Genomic DNA, 22683 nt, shown 5'->3' on the forward strand with positions numbered 1-22683 from the left:
GTGTTTGAGAGGATCGGCGGGTCATGGACGCGGCAGGTACGACGGCACCCGAGCCGAGCAGCAGCCCGTTCGAGATCTCGTACCCGCCCGAGCTGCCGGTCACCCAGCGCCGTGAGGACATCGCCGAGGCGATCCGCGACCACCAGGTCGTCGTGGTCGCCGGCGAGACCGGGTCGGGCAAGACCACGCAGCTGCCGAAGATCTGCCTCGAGCTGGGCCGGGGGCGCTCCACCGAGCACACCGCACGTGACGGGAAGACCCGCAGGCGCGGCGGGCTGATCGGGCACACCCAGCCCCGGCGGATCGCGGCCCGCTCGGTCGCCGAGCGGATCGCCGACGAGCTCGGCCGGCCGCTGGGCGAGCAGTCGGTGGTCGGCTACCAGGTGCGCTTCACCGACCGCACCTCGCGCTCCACCCGGGTCAAGCTGATGACCGACGGCATCCTGCTCGCCGAGCTGCAGCGCGACCGGATGCTGTGGAAGTACGACACGATCATCATCGACGAGGCGCACGAGCGCTCGCTCAACATCGACTTCCTGCTCGGCTACCTCAAGCGGCTGCTGCCGCGCCGGCCCGACCTCAAGCTGGTCATCACCTCGGCCACCATCGACGTGGAGCGCTTCGCCGCCCACTTCGCCGACCGCGACGGCAACCCCGCCCCGGTCGTCGAGGTCTCGGGGCGCACCTATCCCGTCGAGGTCCGCTACCGGCCCCTTCTCGACCTCGGCGAGGACGACGACGAGGGCGAGCCGGTGCAGCGCGACCAGACCGAGGCGATCGTCGACGCGGTGCGCGAGCTCAGCGCCGAGGGTCCGGGCGACGTGCTGGTCTTCCTGCCCGGCGAGCGCGAGATCCGCGACACCGCCGACGCCCTGGCCGAGCTGACCACCTCGACCCGCGGTGGCGGCACCGAGGTGGTGCCGCTCTACTCGCGGCTCTCGGCCGCCGAGCAGCACCGCGTCTTCTCCTCCCACACCGGGCGCCGCATCGTGCTGGCCACCAACGTCGCCGAGACCTCGCTGACCGTGCCGGGCATCCGGTACGTCGTCGACACCGGCGTCGCGCGGATCTCGCGCTACTCGGCACGCACCAAGGTGCAGCGGCTGCCGATCGAGCCGATCAGCCAGGCCTCGGCCAACCAGCGCTCCGGGCGCTGCGGCCGCGTCGCGGCCGGCATCGCGATCCGGCTCTACTCCGAGGAGGACTTCGAGGGCCGCCCCGAGTTCACCGACCCCGAGATCCTGCGCACCAACCTGGCCAGCGTCATCCTGCAGATGACCAGCCTGGGCCTCGGCGACGTCGCCGGCTTCCCGTTCGTGGAGCCGCCCGACCGGCGCAACGTCGCCTCCGGCGTGCAGCTGCTCGAGGAGCTCGGTGCCCTGCAGGTGGGCGGCGAGAAGGAGCCGCGGCTGACCCGGGTGGGCCAGCGGCTGGCCCGGATGCCCCTCGACCCGCGCCTGGGCCGGATGGTGCTCGAGGCCGAGCGCCTGGGCTGCCTGCGCGACGTGCTGGTCATCACCGCCGCGCTGAGCCTGCAGGACCCCCGCGAGCGGCCGGCCGAGCAGCGCGCGCAGGCCGACCAGCAGCACGCCCGCTTCAACGCCGAGGAGTCCGACTTCCTGACCTGGCTCAACCTGTGGCGCTACGTCAAGGAGCAGCAGAAGGAGCTCAGCTCGAGCGCGTTCCGGCGGATGTGCAAGCGCGAGCACCTCAACTACCTGCGCGTGCGCGAGTGGCAGGACTTCGAGTCCCAGCTGCGCCAGGTCTGCAAGGAGATGGGCCTCGACCTGGGCAGCAGCGGCTCGTCGGGCGGCGCGGCGTACGACGCCGACGGCATCCACCAGGCCCTGCTCTCGGGGCTGCTCAGCCAGATCGGGCTGCTGGAGGAGCGCGAGAAGCCGTCGCCGGGGGCCAAGCCCAAGGGCCGCCGCCCGATGCGCGAGTACCAGGGCGCCCGCGGCGCCCGCTTCGCGATCTTCCCCGGCAGCGCGCTGTCGCGGAAGAACCCGGCGTACGTGATGGCCGGCGAGCTCGTCGAGACCAGCCGGCTCTGGGCGCGCCAGGTGGCGGCGATCGACCCCGCGTGGGCCGAGCGGCTGGGCGGCGACCTGGTCAAGCGCACCTGGTCGGAGCCGCACTGGAGCACCAAGCGCGCCGCGGTGATGGCCTACGAGCGCGCCACCCTGTACGGCGTCCCGCTGGTCGCCGACCGGCTCGTCTCCTACGGCAAGGTCGACCGCGAGGTCGCTCGTGAGCTGTTCATCCGCCACGCCCTGGTGCAGGGGGAGTGGCGCACCAACCAGAAGTTCCTCGAGCGCAACCGCGCCCGGCTCGAGGAGGCCGCCGAGCTCGAGCACCGGGCGCGTCGGCGCGACATCGTCGTCGACGAGGAGACCCTCTTCGACTTCTACGACGCCCGGGTCGGCCCCGAGGTCGTCAGCGGCGCCCACTTCGACCAGTGGTGGAAGCAGGAGCGCCAGCGCAACGGCCGGCTCCTCGACCTCGACCCCTCGATGCTGACCCACGACACCGCCGAGGAGGTCCGCGCCGACGACTACCCCGAGCAGTGGGAGGGCGAGGGGCTGACCTTCTCGATCGCCTACCACTTCGAGCCGGGCGCCGCCGACGACGGCCTGACCATCGACGTGCCGGTCGCCACCCTCAACCGGGTCGCCGCCGACGACTTCTCCTGGAACGTGCCCGGCATGCGCGAGGAGCTGGTCACCAGCCTGATCCGCAGCCTGCCCAAGAACCTGCGCGTCAGCTTCGTGCCCGCCCCCGACCGGGCCCGCGACTTCCTGCGCGACACGCCGCCGGGCGAGGAGACGCTGCTCGACGCGCTCGAGCGCTGGTGCCGGGCCACCGCCGGCGTCGTGGTGCCGCGCGAGGCGTGGGACTGGGCCAAGGTGCCCGAGCACCTGCGCCCCACCTACCGCGTCGTCGACGACCACGGCCGCGAGCAGGCCCGCGGCAAGGATCTCGAGGCGCTCAAGGCGCCGCTTCGCGGGCAGTTCACCCAGGCGCTCGCCGACGTGGCCACCGACTCCGGCCTGGCCCGCACCGGCGAGACCACCTGGGTCTTCGGCGACCTCGAGTCCTCCTTCACCCAGAAGCGCGCCGGCCACGAGGTCACCGCCTTCCCCGGCCTCGTCGACGAGGGCGCCACGGTGGGGCTGCAGGTCGCCGGCTCCGAGGACGAGCGCGACGCCCGGCACCGGCTCGGGGTGCGCCGCCTGCTGCTGCTCGACCTCGACCGCGGCGGCGACGCCTCGGTCAAGCGGGTGCTCGACAGCCTCGACAACGCCCAGAAGCTCGGCCTCGCCGGTTCGCCCTACTCCTCGGTGGCCGAGCTGCTCGAGGACTGCCGGGCGGCCGTCGTGCAGGACGCCGTCGACGCGCGGCCCGCGGTGCGCACCCGGGCGGCGTACGACGCGCTGCTGGGCGTCGTGGGCGGCGACCTGGAGGCCCGGCTGCGCGGCGTGCTGGCCGACGTGGTGCGGGTGCTGGAGGTGTGGCGGCGCGCCGAGAAGGCGTTGTCGGGGCGCGCGGAGATGATGGTGCTGCCGGCGCTGACCGACATGCGCGCCCAGCTCGAGCGGCTGGTGCACCGCGGCTTCGTCGCCCAGGCCGGCCCGGCGCGGCTGCGCCGCTACCCCACCTACCTCGCCGCGCTGCTGGCCCGGCGCGAGAAGCTCGACGGCGGACACCTGGCGGTGAGCCAGGACCGACGGCTGATGGACGCGGTGGCCGAGCTGCAGGAGTCCTACCTGCACCGCCTGGCCGCGCTGCCCGAGGGCCGCCCACCGGGCGAGGCGCTGCGCCGGGTGCGTTGGATGCTGGAGGAGTACCGCGTCTCGCTGTGGGCCCAGCAGCTGGGCACCGACGGGCCGGTCTCCGACCAGCGGATCCGCAAGGTGCTGGGCTGAGCCCACCCGCGGCCACCCGCGGCCACCTCCGGCGTAGCGTGGAGCAGGTGAGCAGCGAGCAGCCACGGCCCCACCACCGCCCGATGCAGATGACCAGCGCCTTCTTCGACGACGTCGAGGGCGGGGTCGATCCCGCCCTGGTCACCGAGGCCGCCGACCGCGCCGCCCAGCTCCTGGTGCGCGGGGCCCGCGAGAGCGACGACGAGGCGGTCGCCGAGCGGCTGCTGCACCTGGCCGACACCGAGGGCATCGAGGCCGTGGCCGAGGTCTGGGCGGGCTCGCCGGCCGACTCGCTGGCCGGCTGCCTGTGGCGGCTCTACCTGCTGCGCGCCTGGGTGCACGCCGAGCCGGTGCGTGCCGCGGGGGAGTTCGAGGAGGGCCGCAGTCGGGCACCCGTCGCCCGCGTGGTCGCCGGGGTCGCGGAGCCGCCGGGCCCCGAGGAGCTCAAGGCGATGGTCGACGAGGTGCTGCGCGGCATCGCGAGCGGTGACTTCGCCGACGTGCTCTTCCGCGGCGCCGCCTTCGCGCGGGTCGTCAGCGCCGGCCGCGCGGGTCGCGCCGACACCGTCCACGACGACGTACGCCGCATGCTCGCGGTGGCCGAGCAGCTCGAGGCCGCGGGCCACGCCGAGCTGGCCGGGCGCCTGGCCTGATCGCCGGCCCGAGCGCTGGCAGGGCGCCGGCGCGCACCTGTGCAGACCGGACTTGAGTCGTGTGGCTCAGCGTTTATGCTGGACCACGGTGCGCCGGACCGCGGCAGCCCCGGGTCCCACATATAGCCGCTACGAGCGGCCACGCGCCGTGAGGCGCTCCCGGTCCGGCGTACCATCACTTGCCTCATGAGCATCGTGTCGAAGGCGTTCGCCAAGGCCCGCCGATCGAGCGCCCCCCGCGCGGGCGGGCGGCTGCTGCGACGCGGCCCCCGTGTGCGCTACGCGCCGCTGAGCGACGGGCGGCCCGACCCGGGCGAGGTCGTGTGGGCGTGGGTGCCTTACGAGGAGGACGCCTCGCAGGGCAAGGACCGCCCGGTGCTGCTGCTGGCCTCCGACCGCACCCACGTCTACGGGCTGATGCTCACCAGCCAGGACCACGACCGCGACGCCGCCGACGAGGCCCGCTGGGGCCGGCACTGGATGGACGTCGGCTCGGGCGGCTGGGACCGCGAGCGACGCCCGAGCGAGGTGCGGCTCGACCGGCTGCTGCGCCTGGACCCCGCCGACGTGCGCCGTGAGGGTGCGGCGCTGGACCGGCCGGTCTTCGACGCGGTCGTCGCCCGGGCCCGGCGCTTCCACCGTCTGGGGTGAGGGAGAGGCTGCTCACGTTGCGCGATCGTGACCGTGCTCGGCCCCGGCCTCGCGGCGGTGCTGGATAGGGTGGCGCGGCAGATCCCCGACGGACGAGGTGGCAGTGGAGAGCAAGCGCAGGCAGGCCCGGCGGGGTGCGGCCACGATCGTCGCCCTGCTGTCCCTCGGGCTCGTGGCCACGGCGTGCGACAGTGACGCCGGCAGCGGCGAGCCGCTGCCCGGGCCCGACCCGGTGCCGGCGCCCCAGGCCAAGACGGAGCTGACCCTGGCCGTGTGGGGCAAGGAGGCGGAGGTCGCGGGCTACCAGCGCGTCGTCGACGACTACAACCAGACCTCCACCACCAGCACCGTGACCCTCGAGTCGTGGGCCGACCGCGACGAGCTCGACGACGCCCTGCGCGCCGGTGAGGCCAGCCCCGACGTCTACCTCGCCTCGCGGCGCGACCTGACCTTCCTGCGCGAGGAGGGCTACGCGACCCCGGTCGACGAGCTGCTCGACGAGCGCTCGGTCGAGTTCGGCGACGGCTACTCGCGCGACGCCCTCGAGGCGTTCTCGGCCGACACCCGGCTGCAGTGCATGCCCTTCGGTGTCTCACCGATGGTGATCTACCGCAACACCGATCTCGTCGACTTCGAGCGGATGGTCGAGCTCGAGCTCGACACGCCCTCGCCCGAGTCGAACCGCTTCACCTTCGACGAGTTCGCGGCCGCGGCCGAGTTCGCCACCAAGCCGCGCCGGCGCAGCAAGGGCGTCTACATCGAGCCGTCCCTGCGCGGCCTGGCACCGTTCGTCTACTCCGGCGGCGGCGAGATCTTCGACGACGGTGACACGCCGACCTCGTTGGCGCTCTCGAGCGACGAGTCGCGCGACGCCCTCGAGCGCACCCTCGAGCTGCTGCGCCGCCCGAGCCTGACCCTCACCGAGGAGCAGCTCGACAAGGCCACGGCCCAGGAGTGGTTCGAGCGCGGCCGGCTCGGGATGATCGCGGGCTACCGCGACCTGGTGCCCGAGCTGCGCGACGTCGAGGGCCTGGAGTTCGACGTGCTGCCGATGCCGACGCTCGACTCCTCGGCGACCATCGGCGACCTGACCGGCCTGTGCCTCAACCCCGCCACCGAGTCGATCGCCGACGCCGCCGACCTGCTGGTGCACATGATCTCCGACGAGGTGGTCAGCGAGCTGACCCGCACCGGCTACCTGGTGCCGGCCAACCAGCAGGTCGCGCTCACCGAGGACTTCACCCAGCCCGCCCTGCAGCCGGACCGCTCCGACGTCTTCACCTCGGCCGTGCGATCGATGCGGGTGCCCCCGCTGCTCGACACCTGGACCCAGCTGCAGCGCCTGGTGGACGGGCCGATCGCCGAGCTGGTCAACGCGCCGGGCGTGCTCGACCTCGAGACCGCCACCGAGGTGATCGACGAGCTGTCGCGCCAGGTGCTGGAGCCGGAGGCCGACGAGACCGAGGAGTCCGACTCGGGGGAGACCGACTCCGAGGGATAGTCCCTGACCCTGCTCACCGCGACGCGCGGGTGGGCGGTGCGGAACGTCTGGGACTATCCGTCCGCGGGCTCGGCTGCCCCGGGCTCGATCGGGTCGGCGGGCGGCTCGGGCTCGACGTCGCCGCCGAGCACGGCGTCGACCACCACAGGGCCGACGAGGCCGACCTGCCAGGGGCGCGCGCCCATCGCGGCGAGCGCCTCGGCGACGGCCTCGGCCAGCTCCTGCGGATCGCGGGTCGACGGCGGCGCCCAGAGCACGCGGCGCAGCGAGTCGGGGGTCAGCAGGTTCTCCAGCGGCATGCCGTGCTCCTCGGCCAGCGCGCTCATCGCCTCGCGGGCCAGCACCAGGCGGCGGGCGGCGACCGGGTCGCGGTCGGCCCAGGCGCGCGGGGGAGGGGGGCCGTCGGTGCGCGGGTTGCGCGCCGGCAGCTCGGCCTCGGGCAGCTCGGCCACCTCGCGCAGCACGGCGGCGAAGCGCGCGGAGTAGCGGTCGGCGCCACGCCCGTGGAAGCCCTTGAGCGCCATCAGGGTCGCGCGGTCGGTGGGCAGGGTGGGAGCCGTGGCGGCGGCGGTCAACGCGGAGTCGGGCACGATGCGGCCCGGGGTCACGTCGCGCTGCTCGGCGATCTCGTCGCGCAGCTCCCACATCGCCTTCACCGCGCCCAGGGCCCGACGACCGCGGACCTTGTGCAGGCCCGACGTACGCCGCCAGGCGTCGACACGCACCGGCTGCTCGAAGCCGCGCAGGGCGTCGAACTCCTGGCGCGCCCAGTCGTCCTTGCCGGTCGCGACCAGCTCGTCCGCGATCAGGTCGCGCAGCTCGATGAGGACCTCGACGTCGAGGGCGGCGTACTCGAGCCAGGGCCGCGGCAGCGGACGCGTCGACCAGTCGACGGCCGAGTGCTCCTTCTTCATCCGGCGCCCGATGAGGGTCTCGACGAGGGTGGCCAGGCCGACGCGGGGGTAGCCCAGCAGCCGGCCGGCCAGCTCGGTGTCGAAGAGCTCGGTGGGCCACAGGCCCTCGGCGCGCAGGCAGGGCAGGTCCTGGGTGGCCGCGTGCAGGATCCACTCGGCCTCGCCGATGGCCTCCTGCAGCGGGGCCAGGCCCTCGAAGGCGATCGGGTCGAGCAGGTGGGTGCCCGAGCCCTCGCGGCGCAGCTGGATCAGGTAGGCCCGGTTGGAGTAGCGGTAGCCCGAGGCCCGCTCGGCGTCGATGGCCACCGGCCCCTGGCCGCCGGCGATCGCCTCGCACAGCGCCAGCAGCCCCGCCTCGGTGTCGACGACCTCGCCGAGCCCGTCGCGCAGGGTCAGCAGCGGGGCCGGCTCGACCTCCTCGACGGGCTCGACCGGCTCGGTCTGCTCGACAGACGGGGTGGGGGCGGTGGTGTCGGTGGTGTCGGTGGGCTCGGCCGAGCCGGTGGGCCCGACCTCCTCGGAGCGGGTCGCCATCAGCGCGCGCCGCGCTGACCGCGCCGGCTCGGCAGCACCGCGACCCCGTCGGGCACCGGCTCGAGACCGGCGGCGGTGCACAGCAGCTCGCCCCAGGCCTCGACGTGCGGGGCGGTGTCGGGCACCCCGTCGTCGCCGAGCGCCGGGGTCCACGACGCGCGGACCTCGATCTGGGCGGTCCCGCCCTCCTCGGACATCGAGCCGAAGGCCTCGGTGGCCACCCGGGTGACGGTGCCGGACTGGTGCGAGTACGCCGCGCCGTGCGCGTCGAGCGCGTCGGTCAGCCAGCTCCAGCCGACGCCGGCCAGCAGCGGGTCGCTGACCAGGTCGACCTCGATCTCGGCGCGGGCGTAGGCCACGCAGCGGAAGGTGCCGCCCCAGGCGTCGTTGCCCTCGGGGTCGTGCAGCAGGATGATCCGCCCGGTGGCCACGTCGGTGTCGTCGACGGTGACGTCGGCGCTGAGGGCCGAGGACCAGGGCGCGATGCGCTGCGGGGCGGGCATCTCCTCGCACAGCACCTCGGGTCGCAGGCGCGCCGTGCGCAGCCCGGCGACGGCCGCGGTGAACTCGGCGGGGGCAGTGGGCACCCCGGCGCCGGGGTGCGTCTCCTGGCGGACGACCATGCCCCCAGGGTAGGCGCGAGGGCGTCGAACCGATGTGCGAACACGCCGTGGCACCTGCGACCCTTGCCCTGTGAGCACTGCCGCCGACCCGTCCGGTCAGACCAGCCCCGCCCACGACAGCGCGTTCCTGCGTGCCGCCCGGGGGCAGGACGTGCCGCACACGCCGGTGTGGTTCATGCGCCAGGCCGGGCGCTCGCTGCCCGAGTACCTGCGCGTGCGCGAGGGCGTCGCGATGCTCGACGCCTGCATGGACCCCGAGCTGGTCGTGGAGATCACGATGCAGCCGGTGCGCCGCTACGGCGTCGACGCCGCCATCTTCTTCTCCGACATCGTGCTGCCGCTCAAGGCGGTCGGCGTCGACCTCGACATCGTGCCCGGTGTCGGGCCCGTGGTCGCCGAGCCGGTGCGCACCCTGGCCGACGTCGAGCGGATCCCCGACCTGACCCCCGAGCACGTCGGGTTCATCACCGAGGCCGTGCGCGGGCTGGTCGGCGAGCTGGGCTCGACCCCCCTGATCGGCTTCGCCGGCGCCCCCTTCACCGTCGCCTCCTACCTCGTCGAGGGCGGGCCCTCGAAGGAGCACGCCAAGACCAAGGCGATGATGTTCGGCGCCCCCGAGGTGTGGGACGCGCTGATGCGCAAGATAGCCGGCATGGCGGCCTCCTACCTGGAGGTGCAGGTCGCGGCCGGCGCCTCGGCCGTGCAGCTCTTCGACTCCTGGGCCGGGGCGCTGACCCCCGCCGACTACGCCGAGCACGTCGCGCCGCACTCCACCGCGGTGCTCGGGCGCGCGGGCGCCCTGGGCGTGCCCCGCATCCACTTCGGGGTCGGCACCGCCAACCTGCTCGACCTGATGGGCGAGGCCGGCGCCGACGTCGTCGGCGTCGACTGGCGCACCCCGCTCGAGCGCGCGATCCCGCTGGTCGGCGACCGGGCGGTGCAGGGCAACCTCGACCCGACCCTGGTCTTCGCCCCCACCGACGTGATGACCGCCCGGGCCGCCCAGGTCATCGAGGCCGGCCGCGCCGCCCGCGGGCACATCTTCAACCTCGGCCACGGCGTCATCCCCGCCACCGACCCCGACCAGCTGGCGCGCCTGACCGAGTTCGTGCAGGGCTACCCGCTCGAGCAGCGCTGACCCCGCTGGGCCCGCAGCTCAGGCGGCCGCACGGCGGCGGCGTACGACCGGACGCAGCAGCAGCCAGGCCGGCGCCCCGAGCAGCAGCCCCAGCGCCACGAAGGGCAGCACCGCCCCGGTGACGGTGGCCAGGCCCAGCAGCACCGTGGTCAGGCCGTCCCAGCCGGCCCGCAGGCCGGAGAGGAAGCCGGCCTCGACGGGCTCGGGCTCGGTGCGCGCGGCGTCGGCGCGCTCGACGTGCACGGTGATCGTCGACATCGACGTCTGGTCGGCCAGGTAGGCCTGCTGGCGCAGCAGCGAGTTGAGCCGCTCCTGGCGCTGGGTCAGCTGCTGCTCGACGGCGACCACGTCGCGGATCGAGCCGGCGCGCTGCAGCAGCTCCTCGATGCGGGCGATGCTCGCGCGCTGCACCCGGATGCGCACCCGGGTGTCGACGACCTGGGTGGTGACGTCCTCGCTGGTCGAGGTGGAGGCCTCGAGGTCGGCGACCTTCTCGAGCTCGTCCATCGCCTCGGTGAACTCCGCGCTGGGCACCCGCAGCACCAGCCGCGCGTCGCGCACCTCGCCCTCCTGGTCGGTGCGGGTCTCGCTGTCGGTGACCTGCCCGCGGTAGCGGTCGGCGACCTTCTGCACGTCGAAGCGGGTGTCGGCGACGTCGTCGCTGCGCAGCGAGACGGTGCCGGTGGAGATGAGCGCCGGCTGCTGGGCCTCCACCGCGTCGACGGGCCTCGCCTCGACGCCCCCCGCCTCGGTGACGGACTCGTCGGTCGAGCCGCCCGCCGAGGAGAAGGCGTTGCGCCCGGCGCGGTCCTCGACCGCGGAGTCGGCGCCCGACAGCGGCGCCGCCTCGCCGGAGGAGGAGTCGGACCCGCCGCCGGAGCCCGAGCAGGCGCTCAGCGTGGTGAGCAGGGCGAGGCAGGTGCCGGCGAGCAGCAGGCGGGGCGAGGTGGCGTCCATGGGGGTGGGACGCCGCCCGCGACCGCCCGGTTCCCGGGGCGGGTGCGCGTGCCAGCATGGGGGGCGTGCGCAGGGACGTCGTGGTCGTCGGGGGCGGGATCGCCGGGCTGGCGGCCGCCCACCAGCTGGCCCTGGCCGGGCGCGACGTGCTGCTGCTCGAGGGCTCGCCCGAGACCGGCGGCAAGCTGCGGGTCCGCGAGGTGGCCGGCGTGGGCGTCGACGTGGGGGCCGAGGCGATGCTCAACCGGCGCCCCGAGGGCGTCGACCTGGCCCGGGCGGTCGGTCTCGAGGTCGAGCACCCCGCCGTGGTGTCGTCCCGGATCTGGACCGGGGGGTCGCTGCGGCCGCTGCCGCGCTCGCTGATGGGTGTGCCGCTCGACCTCGACCAGCTCGAGGCCTCGGGCGTCCTCGACGAGGAGGCCCTGGCCCGGGTGCGGGCCGAGCCGTCGCTGCCGCCCACCGACGTCGGCGACGACCTCAGCGTCGGCGACCTCGTCGACGCGCGGCTGGGTCCCGCGGTCACCGACCTGCTCGTCGAGCCGCTGCTGGGCGGGGTGTACGCCGGTCGCGCCCGGCGGATCTCCGCGCGCGCGGCCGTGCCCCAGCTGGTGGCGATGGCCGAGCGCGGCTCGCTGGTCGAGCAGGGCGCGGCGATGGCGCCCGCGGGTGCGACGTACGCCGCCCCGGTCTTCGCGGGCATCGCCGGCGGCATGGGCCGGCTGCCCGGCGTGCTGGTCGAGGCGGTGCGCGCGGCCGGCGGCGAGGTGCGCACCGGCGCGACCGTGCGGGTGCTGGCCCGCGACGGCGCCGGCTTCCGGCTGACCGTGGGGCCCACGACCGCGCCGGAGACCATCACCGCCGACGCCGTCGTGCTGGCCACCCCGGCCGCCGCGACCGCGCGCCTGCTGGGCGAGGTGGCCCCGGTCGCGGCCGAGGCGCTGGCCGGCGTCGAGGCCGCCTCGGTCGGGGTCGTCACGCTCGCCTTCGCGGTCGACGACGTGCCCGACCTGGTCACCAGCGGCTCGTCGGGGTTCCTGGTGCCGCCGGTGGAGGGGCGCGCGATCAAGGCCTCGACCTTCTCGTGCACGAAGTGGGCGTGGGTGCGCGAGGCCGGCGCCGCCCAGGGTGTCGTGCACCTGCGCACCTCGATCGGCCGGCACGGCGACGAGGCCGCTCTGCAGGCCCCCGACGAGCGGCTCGTCGAGCTCTCGCTGGCTGACCTGAGCGCCGCCGTGGGGCTGCGGGGCCGGCCCGTCGACACCCACGTGCAGCGGTGGGGCGGCGGGCTGCCGCAGTACGCCGTGGGCCACCTGGCGCTGGTCGCGCGGGTGCGCGCCGCGGTGGGCGAGGTACCGGGGCTCGCCGTCTGCGGGGCGGCGTACGACGGCGTGGGGATCCCGGCGGTGATCGGCTCGGCGCGCCTGGCGGTGCGCGAGGTCGTCGGGCCCTGAGCACCCCGCGGCACCTGGCCGGGGACGGGGCCGGGACGGGGCCGGGACGGGACCAGGTGTGCCTGGTTGTCCCTGTCGGTCGGGACACCCTGCCCCGCACTGTCGGGTCCTCCATCCAGGATCGACCGAGAGGGGCCGGCCATGACCGCCACCACCAGCAACCCCGTCCGTACCGACCGCGGGGACCTCCCGCGACCCGGCGCCGCTGCGCCACCGCCCCCGCGGGCCTGGGCCCTGACCGGTGTCGTCGCGGCGTTGGCCGGTGCCGGGGCCGTCGTCGCCTCCAGCCTGGTCGCGGCCGTCTACGACCCGGCCCTGGCCGGCGATCCCGAGCGGATCGCGGAGGCGGTCGGCGACAAGGCGCCGGTCATCGTGGCCTTCCACGTCCTGGGGTTGCTGGGTGCCGTCGCGACCGTCGTGTTCGCCGCGGGCCTCCACCGCCGGCTGGCCGCTCGGCCGGGCGCCGGGCTGGCCCCCGCCGTGGCCGCTGCAGGTCTGCTCGGCACCGCCCTGGTGACCGTCCTGGGCACGGGCCTGGACACCGAGTTCCTCTTCGCCTCCCAGGCCGGCGACGGGGCCGCCGACCCGCACGCGGTCGTCTTCTACAACCACTGGATCGGCACCATCCCGTGGTGCTGGGTGCTCGCCGGTCTCGCCGGGGTCGCGGTGTGGCGTGCCTCCCGGGTCGGGGCCGTGCCGACCTGGATCGGTCGGGTCGGGCTGGTCCTCGGCGGGCTGACGCTGCTGCTGGGCATCTCGCCGCTGCAGTACATGGCCGGGATGACCGGCCCGGTCTGGCTGCTGGTCACCGCGATCGGCTTCGCCGTCGGTGACCGGGCCCGCCGCGACGGCGCCGACGCCTGAGCGGAGCAGTCGCGTGCCGCTGCACGGAGCCGGCCCGGGAAATCAGTTCCCGGGCCGGCGTCGGCGCGCCCACAATGAGGTCGTGCTCGTGGCCGGCCACCGACCCGCCCGCACGCCCGCCGGACGGCTGGTCTCCGGCCCCGGCGTGCCGCTGCTGTGCGCGGTGGCGCTGGTGGCCAGCATCGCGGTCGACACCCGCGGGCAGGCCGGGTCGCTGGGTGAGCGGCTCACCGAGGGCCCGGGATGGCCGTGGACCCTCAACGGGCTGGTCATCGCCGCGCTCGCCGCGGTCGTCACCTCGCGCGACCCGCGCTCGCGCTTCGGATGGGTGCTCGCCGGCTTCGGGGTCTTCTGGGCCCTCGACGGGCTGGCCCAGTCGTGGCTGTACGCCGGCGTCACCGAGTCGTCGGCGTGGCCGGGCAGCACGGCGGCGCTGTGGTTCTGGGGTCGGGTCGGCTCGCTGCTGCCGGTGGTCGCCGCCGTGCTGATCCTGATCTTCCCCACCGGGCGCCTCCTCCCCGGCGGGTGGGGCCGCGCGTCGTGGGCGGCGCTGGCGCTGATGTCGAGCTCGGTGCTGGTCTTCATGCTGACCCCCGCGCCGGTGCCGGAGGTGCTGCCAGCAACGCTCGACCCCGACCCGTTGTCGGTGGGCTGGCTCACCGGCTCCGCGCCCTCGGTCGCCCGCACCGTCACGGTGCTCGCCTTCGCCGTGCCCATCGCCAGCGTCGTGGTGCGCTACCGCCATTCGGCGGGCGTCGAGCGCGACCGGGTGCGGTGGCTGCTGTGGAGCGTGCTGGTGATGACCCTGGCCATCGTCGCCGGCGTCTTCTACGACGGCCCCGGCGACGACCTGTTCACCAGCTTCGCGGTGATGGTGCTCCCGGTGGCGGCGATGGTCGTCGCGGTCGTCGAGCCCGAGCTGGTGCCGGTGCGCGACCTGCTGGCCCGCACCCTGGCCTGGAGCGGCCTCGGGGTGCTCGTCCTGGTCGTCGACCTGGCCGCTGTGGGCCTGCTCGACGCGCTGCTGGCCAGGTGGGGCGGTGACGGGCTCTCCCGGCGCGAGGTGGTGGCCCTGGTGCTCCTGGTCTCGGCGCTCGTGCACGTGCCGCTGCGTGCGCGGGTCTGGGCGTGGGCGCGCCGGCTGACGTTCGGCGAGCGGGCGGCGCCGTACGACGTGGTGGCCCGGCTGGCCGCCCGCCTCGAGCACACCGACGACGCCCCGGGCCAGCTGGGCGAGGTGGCGGCGGCCGTGGCGGCGGCGTTCGGGGTGACGTTCGTGCGCGTCGAGGTCGAGCGGGGCGGCGGGGAGACGCTGGCGGTCAGCCACGGCGACGAGCCCGCGCAGGTGCGGGCGCTGGCGATCACCGACCGCGACCGCCCGGTCGGCCGGCTGCTGCTGCCGGCCCGGGGGATGCGCAGCCGGCTGTCGCCGCGCGACGAGCGGCTGCTCGGCGACCTGGTGCGCCAGGCTGCCCTGGCGGTGCGCACCTCGAGGCTGGCCGAGGAGCTGCAGGAGAGCCGCGAGCGCCTGGTGGTCTCGCGCGAGGAGGAGCGTCGTCGCCTGCGCCGCGACCTGCACGACGGCCTCGGCCCGGCGCTGGGGGGTGTGGTCTTCCGGCTCGAGTCGGCGCGCCTGCAGGTGGACACCGCCCCGGCCGCGGCCCGCTCGACCCTGCAGGACACCGCGGCGATGGTCCAGGACGTCGTCGCCGACGTACGCCGCCTGGTGCACGACCTGCGTCCGCCCGCGCTCGACGACCGTGGGCTGGTCGGCGCGCTGCGCCAGCTCGCCGAGCGGACCGGCCCCGCGGTGGTGGTGCGGGCCGGCGACCTGCCGGAGCTGCCGGCGGCGGTCGAGGTCGCGGCGTACCGGATCGCGGCCGAGGCGCTGGTCAACGTGGCGCGCCACGCCGGGGCCACACGTGCCGAGGTGCGGCTGGGCTGCGAGGGGGGCGGCCTGCTGGTGGAGGTGGCCGACGACGGCGTCGGCGTGCCGGCGGAGGCGGAGGCCGGGGTGGGACTGGTGTCGCTGCGCGAACGCGCCGACGAGCTCGGGGGACGCACGGAGGTGGTGTGCCCCGGCCTCGACGGCGCGGGCACGCTGGTGCGCGCCTGGTTGCCGGTGGGTGGAGTGGGGGCACGGTGAGCGGGCTGCGGGTCGTGGTCGTCGACGACCACCGGATCGTGCGCGAGGGGCTTGCCTCGCTGCTGGGGGCGCTCGAGGGCATCGAGGTCGTCGGCGAGGCCGCCGACGGGCGCGAGGCGCTGCACGTGGTGGACGAGGTGCTGCCTGACGTGGTGGTGATGGACATCCAGATGCCGGTGCTCGACGGCATCGAGGCGACCCGGTTCCTGGCCGGGCGGCACCCCGGAGTGCGGGTCGTGATGCTGACGATGACCGAGGACGACGACATGGTCGTCAGCGCGATCCGGGCCGGGGCCTCGGGCTACCTGCTCAAGGGCGCCGGCGCCGACGAGGTGCTGCACGCGGTGCGCTCGGCTGCCACCGGTGGGATGGTCTTCGGGGCGTCCGTGGCCGCCCGCGTCGCCGAGCTGTTCGCCGAGGCCTCGAGACCGGCCGCCCCGGCCTTCCCGCAGCTGAGCCAGCGCGAGCACCGGGTGCTCGACCTGCTGGCCGCCGGTCGCAGCAACGACCAGATCGCCGCCGAGCTGTTCGTCTCGGGCAAGACGGTGCGCAACGCCGTCTCGTCGGTCTACGCCAAGCTGCACGCGCCCGACCGGGCCGCCGCGATCATCCTGGCGCGCGAGGCGGGGCTGGGGCGCGGCTGAGACCGCCACCAGGTGCAGCGCGGGTGGGGACGGTTGGCACAATGAGCCCATGAGCGACACCCAGAGCAACGCCTCCCGGGTCCGGGAGATCAACGACTCGATCCGCTACACGATGTGGTCGGTCTTCCGCCTGCGCGACGTGCTCGGCGACGGCGCCGACCGTGCCGCCGAGGCGGCCGAGGTCGAGGAGCTCCTCGAGGCGCTCGCGGGCGACGACGTGGTGGTGCGCGGCGTCTACGACGTCAGCGGGCTGCGCGCCGACGCCGACGTGATGGTCTGGACCCACGCGGTCGACTCGGTGCAGCTGCAGGACGCCTACCACCGCTTCCGCCGCACCGCCTTCGGCGCCCGGCTCGAGCCGGTGTGGTCGCAGATGGCGCTGCACCGCCCGGCCGAGTTCAACAAGAGCCACGTGCCGGCCTTCCTCGCCGACGAGGAGCCCAAGCAGCACATCTGCGTCTACCCCTTCGTGCGCTCCTACGAGTGGTACCTGCTCGAGGACGACGAGCGCCGCGCGATGCTCGCCGAGCACGGCAAGATGGCGCGCGACTACAAGGACGTGCGCGCCAACACCGTGGCCAGCTTCGCCCTCGGCGACTACGAGTGGATGCTGGCCTTCGAGGCCGACGAGCTCTACCGCATCGTCGACCTGATGCGGCACCTGCGCGGCTCCACCGCCCGCCGCCACGTGCGCGAGGAGGTGCCGTTCTACACCGGCGCCCTGACTCCCGTCCCCGACCTCCTGCACCGTCTGCCCTGACCCGGCCCGAATCGCGCGCTGACCCGGCCTGAATCTCACGCTGACCCGGCCCATATCTCGCGTCGACCCGGCCTGGACCTACGCCCGTGCGAGAGGTGCAGGTCCGGGCCGGCTCGATGCGAAGAACGGGCCGGCTCGGCGCGAAGTCTGGGCCGGGTCAGCGGGAGATCTGGGCCGGGTCGGCGATGATGGAACCCCCGCCCGAGAGGAACCGTCCCACCCCCATGCGCACCCCAGCCCGCCGGCGTACGACCGGTCTCGCCCTGCTCGTCGCCCCGCTGCTGCTGGTCTCCGCGTGCGGCGGGGGAGAGGACGAGGTGGCCGTCGACGACGGCGCGGCGAGCTCGCCGGCGCCCCTGGAGCCGCAGCCGGCGCCCGGCTCGGTGCGCACCCGCGACCTGGTGATGGTGATGGACACCGGTGAGGGGCCCGAGATGTGCCTGGGCCCGGTGGCGGAGTCCTACCCGCCGCAGTGCAGCGGCCCCGCCATCGAGGGCTGGCGCTGGCGCGACCAGCAGGCCTTCGACAAGGCCGGCGACGTGCGCTGGGGCTACTTCGCGCTCACCGGTGACTGGGACGGCACCACCTTCACCGTCTCCGACGCGATCCCCGCGGCGCTCTACAGCCCGGTGCGCGAGGGCGAGCAGGACCCGCCCCCGCCGCTGCGCCAGCGCGACGAGGCCTCGATCAACGAGATCGCCCGCGAGGTGAGCGGGCTGCCGGGCGTGGTCGGCACCTACGTCGAGGACAACCAGGTCGTCGCCGAGGTGGCCTACGACGACGGCGCGCTGCAGCAGCGCCTCGACGAGCAGCACGGCGCCAACGCGGTGCTGGTCGTCCCGCAGCTCGTCGACGCGGGCTGAGCGACCCAGAGCCCGGCCGCCCTGGCGGGCTCAGCCCGCGACGGGCCCGGAGCCGTCGGCCGGCTCGAGGGTCATGCTGACCGAGTTGATGCAGTAGCGGTCACCGGTCGGGGTGCCGTAGCCGTCGGGGAAGACGTGGCCCAGGTGCGAGCCGCACCCGGCGCAGCGGACCTCGACCCGCTTCATGCCGTGCGAGGTGTCCTCGATGTACTCGATCGTCTCGCTGATCGGCTGGTAGAACGACGGCCAGCCGCAGCCCGAGTGGAACTTGGTGTCGGACTCGAACAGCTTGGCCTGGCACGCCTTGCAGCGGTAGACGCCGGTCGTCTCGGTGTCGGTCAGCCGCCCCACGCCGGCGCGCTCGGTGCCCGCCTGGCGCAGCACGGCGTACTCCTCGGGTGAGAGCTGCTCGCGCCACTCGGCGTCGGTCTTCTCCACGTCGTAGCCCATGCCTCCAGCCTACGTGGGCCACCTCATCCCTCCAGGGCGTTGACGAGCGTCGGTGCACGGCTGTTCACTGTGCTCGGTAAAGATCCCCGTCCGAGGAGGCACCGGTTGAGCGCGACGATCCCGTGGGAGCGCGTGCGCCGCGCAGGCGCGAAGCTGACGACACCGCTGCACCCTGACGACTACCTCTCCCTGATCAACCCGCTGTGGAGCCAGCGCGAGCTGCGCGGGCGGGTCGAGAAGGTCGTGCAGGAGACCGAGGACGCCGCGACCCTGGTGATCCGGCCCGGCTGGGGCTGGCGCTTCGACCACCGCCCCGGCCAGTACGTCGGCATCGGGGTGCAGGTCGAGGGCCGCTTCCAGTGGCGCTCCTACTCCGTCAGCTCGCCCCCGCGGCGCTCGGGACGCCACATCGCGATCACGGTGCGGGCGATGCCCGAGGGACTGCTGTCCAGCCACCTGGTCAAGGGGCTCGCGCCGGGCACGATCGTGCGGCTGGCCAAGCCCGAGGGCGACTTCGTGCTGCCCGACCCGCCGCCGCCGCGGATGCTCTTCCTGGTCGGCGGCTCGGGCATCACCCCCGTGATGGCGATGCTGCGCACCCTCGACCGGCGCGCCAGCATGCCCGACGTCGTCCTGCACTACTCCTCGCCGACGCCCGAGCGGATGATCTTCCGCGACGAGCTGGCGCGGCTCGAGGAGGCGCACGAGGGCCTCACCGTGCACCGGCTCCACACCGACACCGACGGGCTCCTCGAGGTCGGTGACCGCGAGCGCGGGCTCGACGCGGTGTGCCCCGACTGGCGCGAGCGCGAGACCTGGGCCTGCGGTCCGGGCCCGATGCTCGACGCGGTCGCCGAGCACTTCGAGGCCCAGGGCGTCGACGACCGGCTGCACCTCGAACGCTTCACCCTGCAGCTGGGCGGCGACGGCGGCGAGGGCGGGGCGATCAGCTTCCGCAACTCCGGCAAGCAGGTCGAGGTCGACGGCGCCACGACCGTCCTGGAGGCCGGCGAGCAGGCCGGCGTCGGGATGCCCTACGGCTGCCGGATGGGCATCTGCCACACCTGCACGCTGACGCTGGTCTCGGGCACCGTGCGCGACCTGCGCAACGGCGAGGAGTTCGCCCAGCCCAACGAGCAGGTGCAGACCTGCGTCACCGCCGCCGTCGGCGACTGCGTCATCGACATCTGAACCACCCAGCACCGACCCACGAGCACGACCCACGAGCACGACCCACGAGCACCGATCCACGAGCACCGAGGAGACGACATGGCGATCGCCGACGTCCAGGAGTACACCCACCTCACCGACGACGAGGTCGAGCAGATCGGCCGCGAGCTCGACCGCATCCGCGCCGACGTCGAGGAGTCGCGCGGCGCCGCGGACGCGGCGTACATCAACCGGATGATCAAGGTGCAGCGCGGTCTCGCGGCGGCGGGCCGGGTCACCCTGATGACGACCTGCCACTCGAGGAAGGCGCGGGTGCCGGGCGCGGTCGCCGGCGCGACCATGCTCGGCCTGGCCAAGATCCTCGAGAACATGGAGATCGGCCACAACGTCATGCACGGGCAGTGGGACTGGATGAACGACCCCGAGATCCACTCCTCCAACTGGGAGTGGGACACCGCCCAGCCCGCCGAGCAGTGGAAGCACTCGCACAACTACATCCACCACCAGTTCACCAACGTGCTCGGCTACGACAACGACATCGGCTACGGCGTCCTGCGGATGGCCCGCGAGCAGCGCTGGAACCCCGCCAACCTCGGCCAGCCGGTCTACAACGCGCTGCTGGCCTCGCTGTTCCAGTGGGGCGTGGCGCTGCACGACCTCGACCTCGAGAAGATCCGCAAGGGCGAGAAGGACCCGAAGGAGATGAAGCGCCAGCTCAAGCAGATCTGGCGCAAGGGCCGCAACCAGGCGCTCAAGGACTACGTCGTCTACCCGGCGCTGTCGGGGCCGCACTGGCGCACCACCATCAAGGCCAACGCCACCGCCAACCTGGCGCGCAACCTGTGGTCCTACATGATCATCTTCTGCGGGCACTTCCCCGACGGGGCGATGCACTTCACCGAGGAGGAGCTCGAGGACGAGACCCGCTCGGAGTGGTACCTGCGCCAGATCCTGGGTGCGGCCAACTTCGAGGGCGGCCCGCTGCTGCACATCCTCTCGGGCAACCTCGGCTTCCAGATCGAGCACCACCTCTTCCCCGACCTGCCCAGCAACCGCTACGCCGAGATCTCGGAGCGGGTGCGCGCGCTCTGCGACAAGTACGACCTGCCGTACACCACCGGCCCGCTGCACCGGCAGTACGGGCAGACGCTGCGCACGATCATGAAGCTCTCGCTGCCCAACCGCTTCACCTCGTCCGACTCCCCGCCGGAGCCGCCGAACCGCCCCGACGCCGTCGAGGCGCCGCCGGTCGACAAGGGCCGCAAGTCCGACGCCGAGCTGCCCCCGCGCCGCTCCGAGCTCGGCGGGTGGTCGCGCTCGGGCATCGGGCGGGCCTCGTGATCCGCGGCCTGGGCCGCGACGTCGACGCGCGTACGGCGCCCTTCGCGTGGGAGCCCGACGAGCAGGGTCGACCCGCGCTCATGGGGGCGCGGGTCACCCAGTGCGCGCTGAGCCGGATCTGCGGGGCGTGCGCCGAGTCGCTGGGTCGCCCGATCGCGTTCGTGGGCGACGCCGACGAGGTCGCGCGCAACGCCTTCCACGCCCCGCCGCTGCACGAGGACTGCGCTCGGGGCCTGGCAGCCGGCTCGCCGGACTGGCGGGTGGTGCTGACCGCGGGGTTCGAGTTCGTGCGGCCGGTCGCTGGTGCGGCCGACCGGCGGCCGACGTTCGAGCCGAACTCGCTGCTCTGAGGTTCGTCCGGGTCGTGGCCTGGGTCGTGGCCTGGGTCGTGGTCTGGGTCGTGGCTTGGGTCGTGGTTCCTGGACGCGCCATGGCGCGTCCAGGGGCACACGACCCGGACCACGACTCGAACCACGACCGGAACCACGACCTGAGCCAGCCCGGCGTGGTGGAGCTCGCGGCGCGAGTGCCCTGGCGTCGGTATAGCTTGCCGTCATGAAGAGCGACGAGGTCCCGGCGACTCCCGCCCAGCGGTGGCGGCGGTGGGGACTGCTCGCCGCGGTGCTCGCCCTGGTCGTCGGGGCCGGCGTGCTGGCGTGGGAGCGGAGCCACCCCGACGTCGCCTTCGACTACGGCTACGGCATCGGGTCGAAGCGGGCCGTCGGCGAGACGGTGTGGACGACGTTGGCCGACTCCCAGAGCATCGGCTCGTCCGCGATCACCTTCACCGAGCTCGAGCCCGTCATCGAGCGCGACGGGGCTGCGGTGGACGTGGAGTACCTGGTCTGCGCCCTCGACGAAGAAGCACTGGCCGAGGACGGGGTCGGCAGCTTCGGCTACGGGCTCCGGGACATGGCCGTACGCCGTTCCTGCGCCACCACCTCGCCGGCCCTGGGCGCGCGCCTGGTCGCCGAGCCGGGTGTCCGCCGGGAGCTGCTGGTCGGCATCACGGCCACGCGGCCGGGTCGGACCATCATCAGTGGTCATCGCGCGGCGTACGACGTCGGCTGGCGACGCGGCCACGGTGACATCCTGGTCGAGGCCGACCTGCGCGCGACTCCGAGCAGCTAGACACCCCGGACCGCGACCTGGGACGGGGCTTCCCCAGACGTGGGTGCCTGGTCGGTCGTCCCCAGGCGGGGTCCCGGGTCGTGGTCCCGGGGTGGTCGGCGCCGTGGCGCTACCGTGCTCGCGTGGCGCGCCTCATCCACCTCAACGGCCCGCCGGGCATCGGCAAGTCGACGATCGCCCGGCGCTACGTCGCTGAGCACCCGGGAGTGCTGAACTGCGACATCGACCTGCTCCGCACTCTCATCGGGGGGTGGTCAGAGGACTTCGCCGGGGCTGGTGCCCTGATCCGCCCCGCAGCCCTGGCGATGATCGAGGCCTACCTGGGGCACGGTCACGACGTGGTCCTGCCCCAGATGCTGATCGACCCTGCGCAGGTGGAGCTCTTCGAGAGCCGCGCTGTCGCGGCCGGGGCGACGTACGTCGAGCGGTTCCTGATGGACGAGCAGGAAGCCAGCGTGCAGCGATTCGGTCGGCGCGGCGCCTCTCGTCCAGAGGACCCCTGGCACGACCAGGTGCGCGTGATCGTCGAGCGCCAGGGTGGTGAGACCGCCTTGGTGCGTTGCTGGGTGGCGCTCGAGGAGCTGCAGGCGCGACGCCCGTCGGCACAGGTCGTCCCGAGCATCGAGGGGGCACCGGAGGACACCTACCGGCTCCTGGTGGAGTCGCTGTCCCGTGGCACTCGCCGCTGAGGCCTCCTCTCCGCCCCAGGGGCAGCCGGGTCTCCTGGGCAGGTCCGTATGGTCGCCACGTCGGCCCCGCAGCCGCACGCCGGGTCGTGGTCCGGGTCGTGGTCCCTGGACGCTCCATGGCGCGTCCTGAGGCACACGACCCGAGCCACGACCCGAGCCACGACCCGAGCCACGACCCGAGCCACGACCCGAGCCACGACCCGAGCCACGACCCGAGCCACGACCCGAGCCACGACCCGAGCCACGACCCGAGCCACGATCCGGACCACGACCTGAC

At 74.2% G+C, this 22683-nt stretch carries 20 protein-coding genes; 16 read left to right on the top strand and 4 right to left on the bottom strand.

Annotated elements, in window-relative coordinates; translation table 11 throughout:
* Window positions 1–23: 23 nt before the first annotated feature.
* From hrpA to JOE61_RS14760, 4 genes are all read left to right on the top strand, one after another.
* Window positions 24–3926: an ATP-dependent RNA helicase HrpA gene (hrpA, locus tag JOE61_RS14745; RefSeq protein WP_193666925.1), complete on the top strand. Its 3903-nt coding sequence runs from the start codon at window positions 24–26 to the stop codon at window positions 3924–3926.
* 47 nt (window positions 3927–3973) lie between these two features.
* Window positions 3974–4579: a hypothetical protein gene (locus tag JOE61_RS14750; RefSeq protein WP_307823033.1), complete on the top strand. Its 606-nt coding sequence runs from the start codon at window positions 3974–3976 to the stop codon at window positions 4577–4579.
* A 186-nt stretch (window positions 4580–4765) separates the two neighbouring features.
* Window positions 4766–5230 (top strand): type II toxin-antitoxin system PemK/MazF family toxin, encoded by a 465-nt coding sequence (locus JOE61_RS14755; RefSeq protein ID WP_193666926.1) that lies wholly within the window; start codon window positions 4766–4768, stop codon window positions 5228–5230.
* Between the two features lie 103 nt (window positions 5231–5333).
* Window positions 5334–6731, top strand: coding sequence for a sugar ABC transporter substrate-binding protein (locus tag JOE61_RS14760; RefSeq protein ID WP_193666927.1), 1398 nt, complete (start codon window positions 5334–5336; stop codon window positions 6729–6731).
* A gap of 53 nt (window positions 6732–6784) precedes the next feature.
* On the opposite strand, the gene JOE61_RS14765 is transcribed toward JOE61_RS14760, so the two are convergent.
* Window positions 6785–8179, bottom strand: a complete 1395-nt coding sequence (locus tag JOE61_RS14765) for an HRDC domain-containing protein (protein ID WP_193666928.1) — start codon at window positions 8177–8179, stop codon at window positions 6785–6787.
* Window positions 8179–8802 (bottom strand): DUF3000 domain-containing protein, encoded by a 624-nt coding sequence (locus JOE61_RS14770; RefSeq protein ID WP_193666929.1) that lies wholly within the window; start codon window positions 8800–8802, stop codon window positions 8179–8181. Before JOE61_RS14770 ends, JOE61_RS14765 begins: the two co-directional genes overlap by 1 nt.
* Window positions 8803–8872: 70 nt before the next feature.
* Here JOE61_RS14770 and hemE point away from each other — a divergent pair, with 70 nt between their 5' ends.
* A complete protein-coding gene (gene hemE / locus JOE61_RS14775; RefSeq protein WP_193666930.1) occupies window positions 8873–9940 on the top strand; it encodes a uroporphyrinogen decarboxylase in 1068 nt (355 codons plus the stop codon).
* Window positions 9941–9958: 18 nt separating this feature from the next.
* On the opposite strand, the gene JOE61_RS14780 is transcribed toward hemE, so the two are convergent.
* Window positions 9959–10897 (bottom strand): DUF4349 domain-containing protein, encoded by a 939-nt coding sequence (locus tag JOE61_RS14780; protein ID WP_193666931.1) that lies wholly within the window; start codon window positions 10895–10897, stop codon window positions 9959–9961.
* Between the two features lie 65 nt (window positions 10898–10962).
* On the opposite strand from JOE61_RS14780, the gene hemG reads away from it, so the two are divergent.
* From hemG to JOE61_RS14810, 6 genes are all read left to right on the top strand, one after another.
* A complete protein-coding gene (gene hemG / locus JOE61_RS14785; RefSeq protein WP_307823034.1) occupies window positions 10963–12348 on the top strand; it encodes a protoporphyrinogen oxidase in 1386 nt (461 codons plus the stop codon).
* Between the two features lie 141 nt (window positions 12349–12489).
* Window positions 12490–13212 (top strand): hypothetical protein, encoded by a 723-nt coding sequence (locus JOE61_RS14790; RefSeq protein WP_204797250.1) that lies wholly within the window; start codon window positions 12490–12492, stop codon window positions 13210–13212.
* A gap of 82 nt (window positions 13213–13294) precedes the next feature.
* Window positions 13295–15358, top strand: a complete 2064-nt coding sequence (locus tag JOE61_RS22565) for a sensor histidine kinase (protein WP_193666933.1) — start codon at window positions 13295–13297, stop codon at window positions 15356–15358.
* On the top strand, window positions 15355–16002 hold the full coding sequence (locus tag JOE61_RS14800) for a response regulator (RefSeq protein ID WP_307823035.1): 648 nt from the start codon (window positions 15355–15357) through the stop codon (window positions 16000–16002). The genes JOE61_RS22565 and JOE61_RS14800 overlap by 4 nt, the downstream gene beginning before the upstream one ends.
* Window positions 16003–16051: 49 nt before the next feature.
* Window positions 16052–16762 (top strand): hydrogen peroxide-dependent heme synthase, encoded by a 711-nt coding sequence (hemQ, locus tag JOE61_RS14805; protein ID WP_193666934.1) that lies wholly within the window; start codon window positions 16052–16054, stop codon window positions 16760–16762.
* A 224-nt stretch (window positions 16763–16986) separates the two neighbouring features.
* Window positions 16987–17625 carry a hypothetical protein gene (locus JOE61_RS14810; RefSeq protein ID WP_193666935.1) on the top strand — a complete coding sequence of 213 codons (639 nt, stop codon included), beginning with the start codon at window positions 16987–16989 and terminating at the stop codon, window positions 17623–17625.
* A 30-nt stretch (window positions 17626–17655) separates the two neighbouring features.
* Here the strand turns inward: JOE61_RS14810 and msrB are convergent, their stop codons facing one another.
* Window positions 17656–18075, bottom strand: a complete 420-nt coding sequence (msrB, locus tag JOE61_RS14815; protein ID WP_193666936.1) for a peptide-methionine (R)-S-oxide reductase MsrB — start codon at window positions 18073–18075, stop codon at window positions 17656–17658.
* Between the two features lie 105 nt (window positions 18076–18180).
* Here msrB and JOE61_RS14820 point away from each other — a divergent pair, with 105 nt between their 5' ends.
* From JOE61_RS14820 to JOE61_RS14840, 5 genes are all read left to right on the top strand, one after another.
* Window positions 18181–19266, top strand: coding sequence for a ferredoxin reductase (locus JOE61_RS14820; RefSeq protein WP_193666937.1), 1086 nt, complete (start codon window positions 18181–18183; stop codon window positions 19264–19266).
* A 78-nt stretch (window positions 19267–19344) separates the two neighbouring features.
* Window positions 19345–20586 (top strand): fatty acid desaturase family protein, encoded by a 1242-nt coding sequence (locus tag JOE61_RS14825; RefSeq protein ID WP_193666938.1) that lies wholly within the window; start codon window positions 19345–19347, stop codon window positions 20584–20586.
* Window positions 20583–20936 carry a hypothetical protein gene (locus tag JOE61_RS14830; RefSeq protein ID WP_193666939.1) on the top strand — a complete coding sequence of 118 codons (354 nt, stop codon included), beginning with the start codon at window positions 20583–20585 and terminating at the stop codon, window positions 20934–20936. The genes JOE61_RS14825 and JOE61_RS14830 overlap by 4 nt, the downstream gene beginning before the upstream one ends.
* A 205-nt stretch (window positions 20937–21141) precedes the next feature.
* A complete protein-coding gene (locus tag JOE61_RS14835; RefSeq protein WP_193666940.1) occupies window positions 21142–21717 on the top strand; it encodes a hypothetical protein in 576 nt (191 codons plus the stop codon).
* 122 nt (window positions 21718–21839) lie between these two features.
* Window positions 21840–22406 carry an AAA family ATPase gene (locus JOE61_RS14840; protein ID WP_193666941.1) on the top strand — a complete coding sequence of 189 codons (567 nt, stop codon included), beginning with the start codon at window positions 21840–21842 and terminating at the stop codon, window positions 22404–22406.
* Window positions 22407–22683: the final 277 nt, after the last annotated feature.

Source organism: Nocardioides salarius, assembly GCF_016907435.1.
Lineage (GTDB): Bacteria > Actinomycetota > Actinomycetes > Propionibacteriales > Nocardioidaceae > Nocardioides > Nocardioides salarius.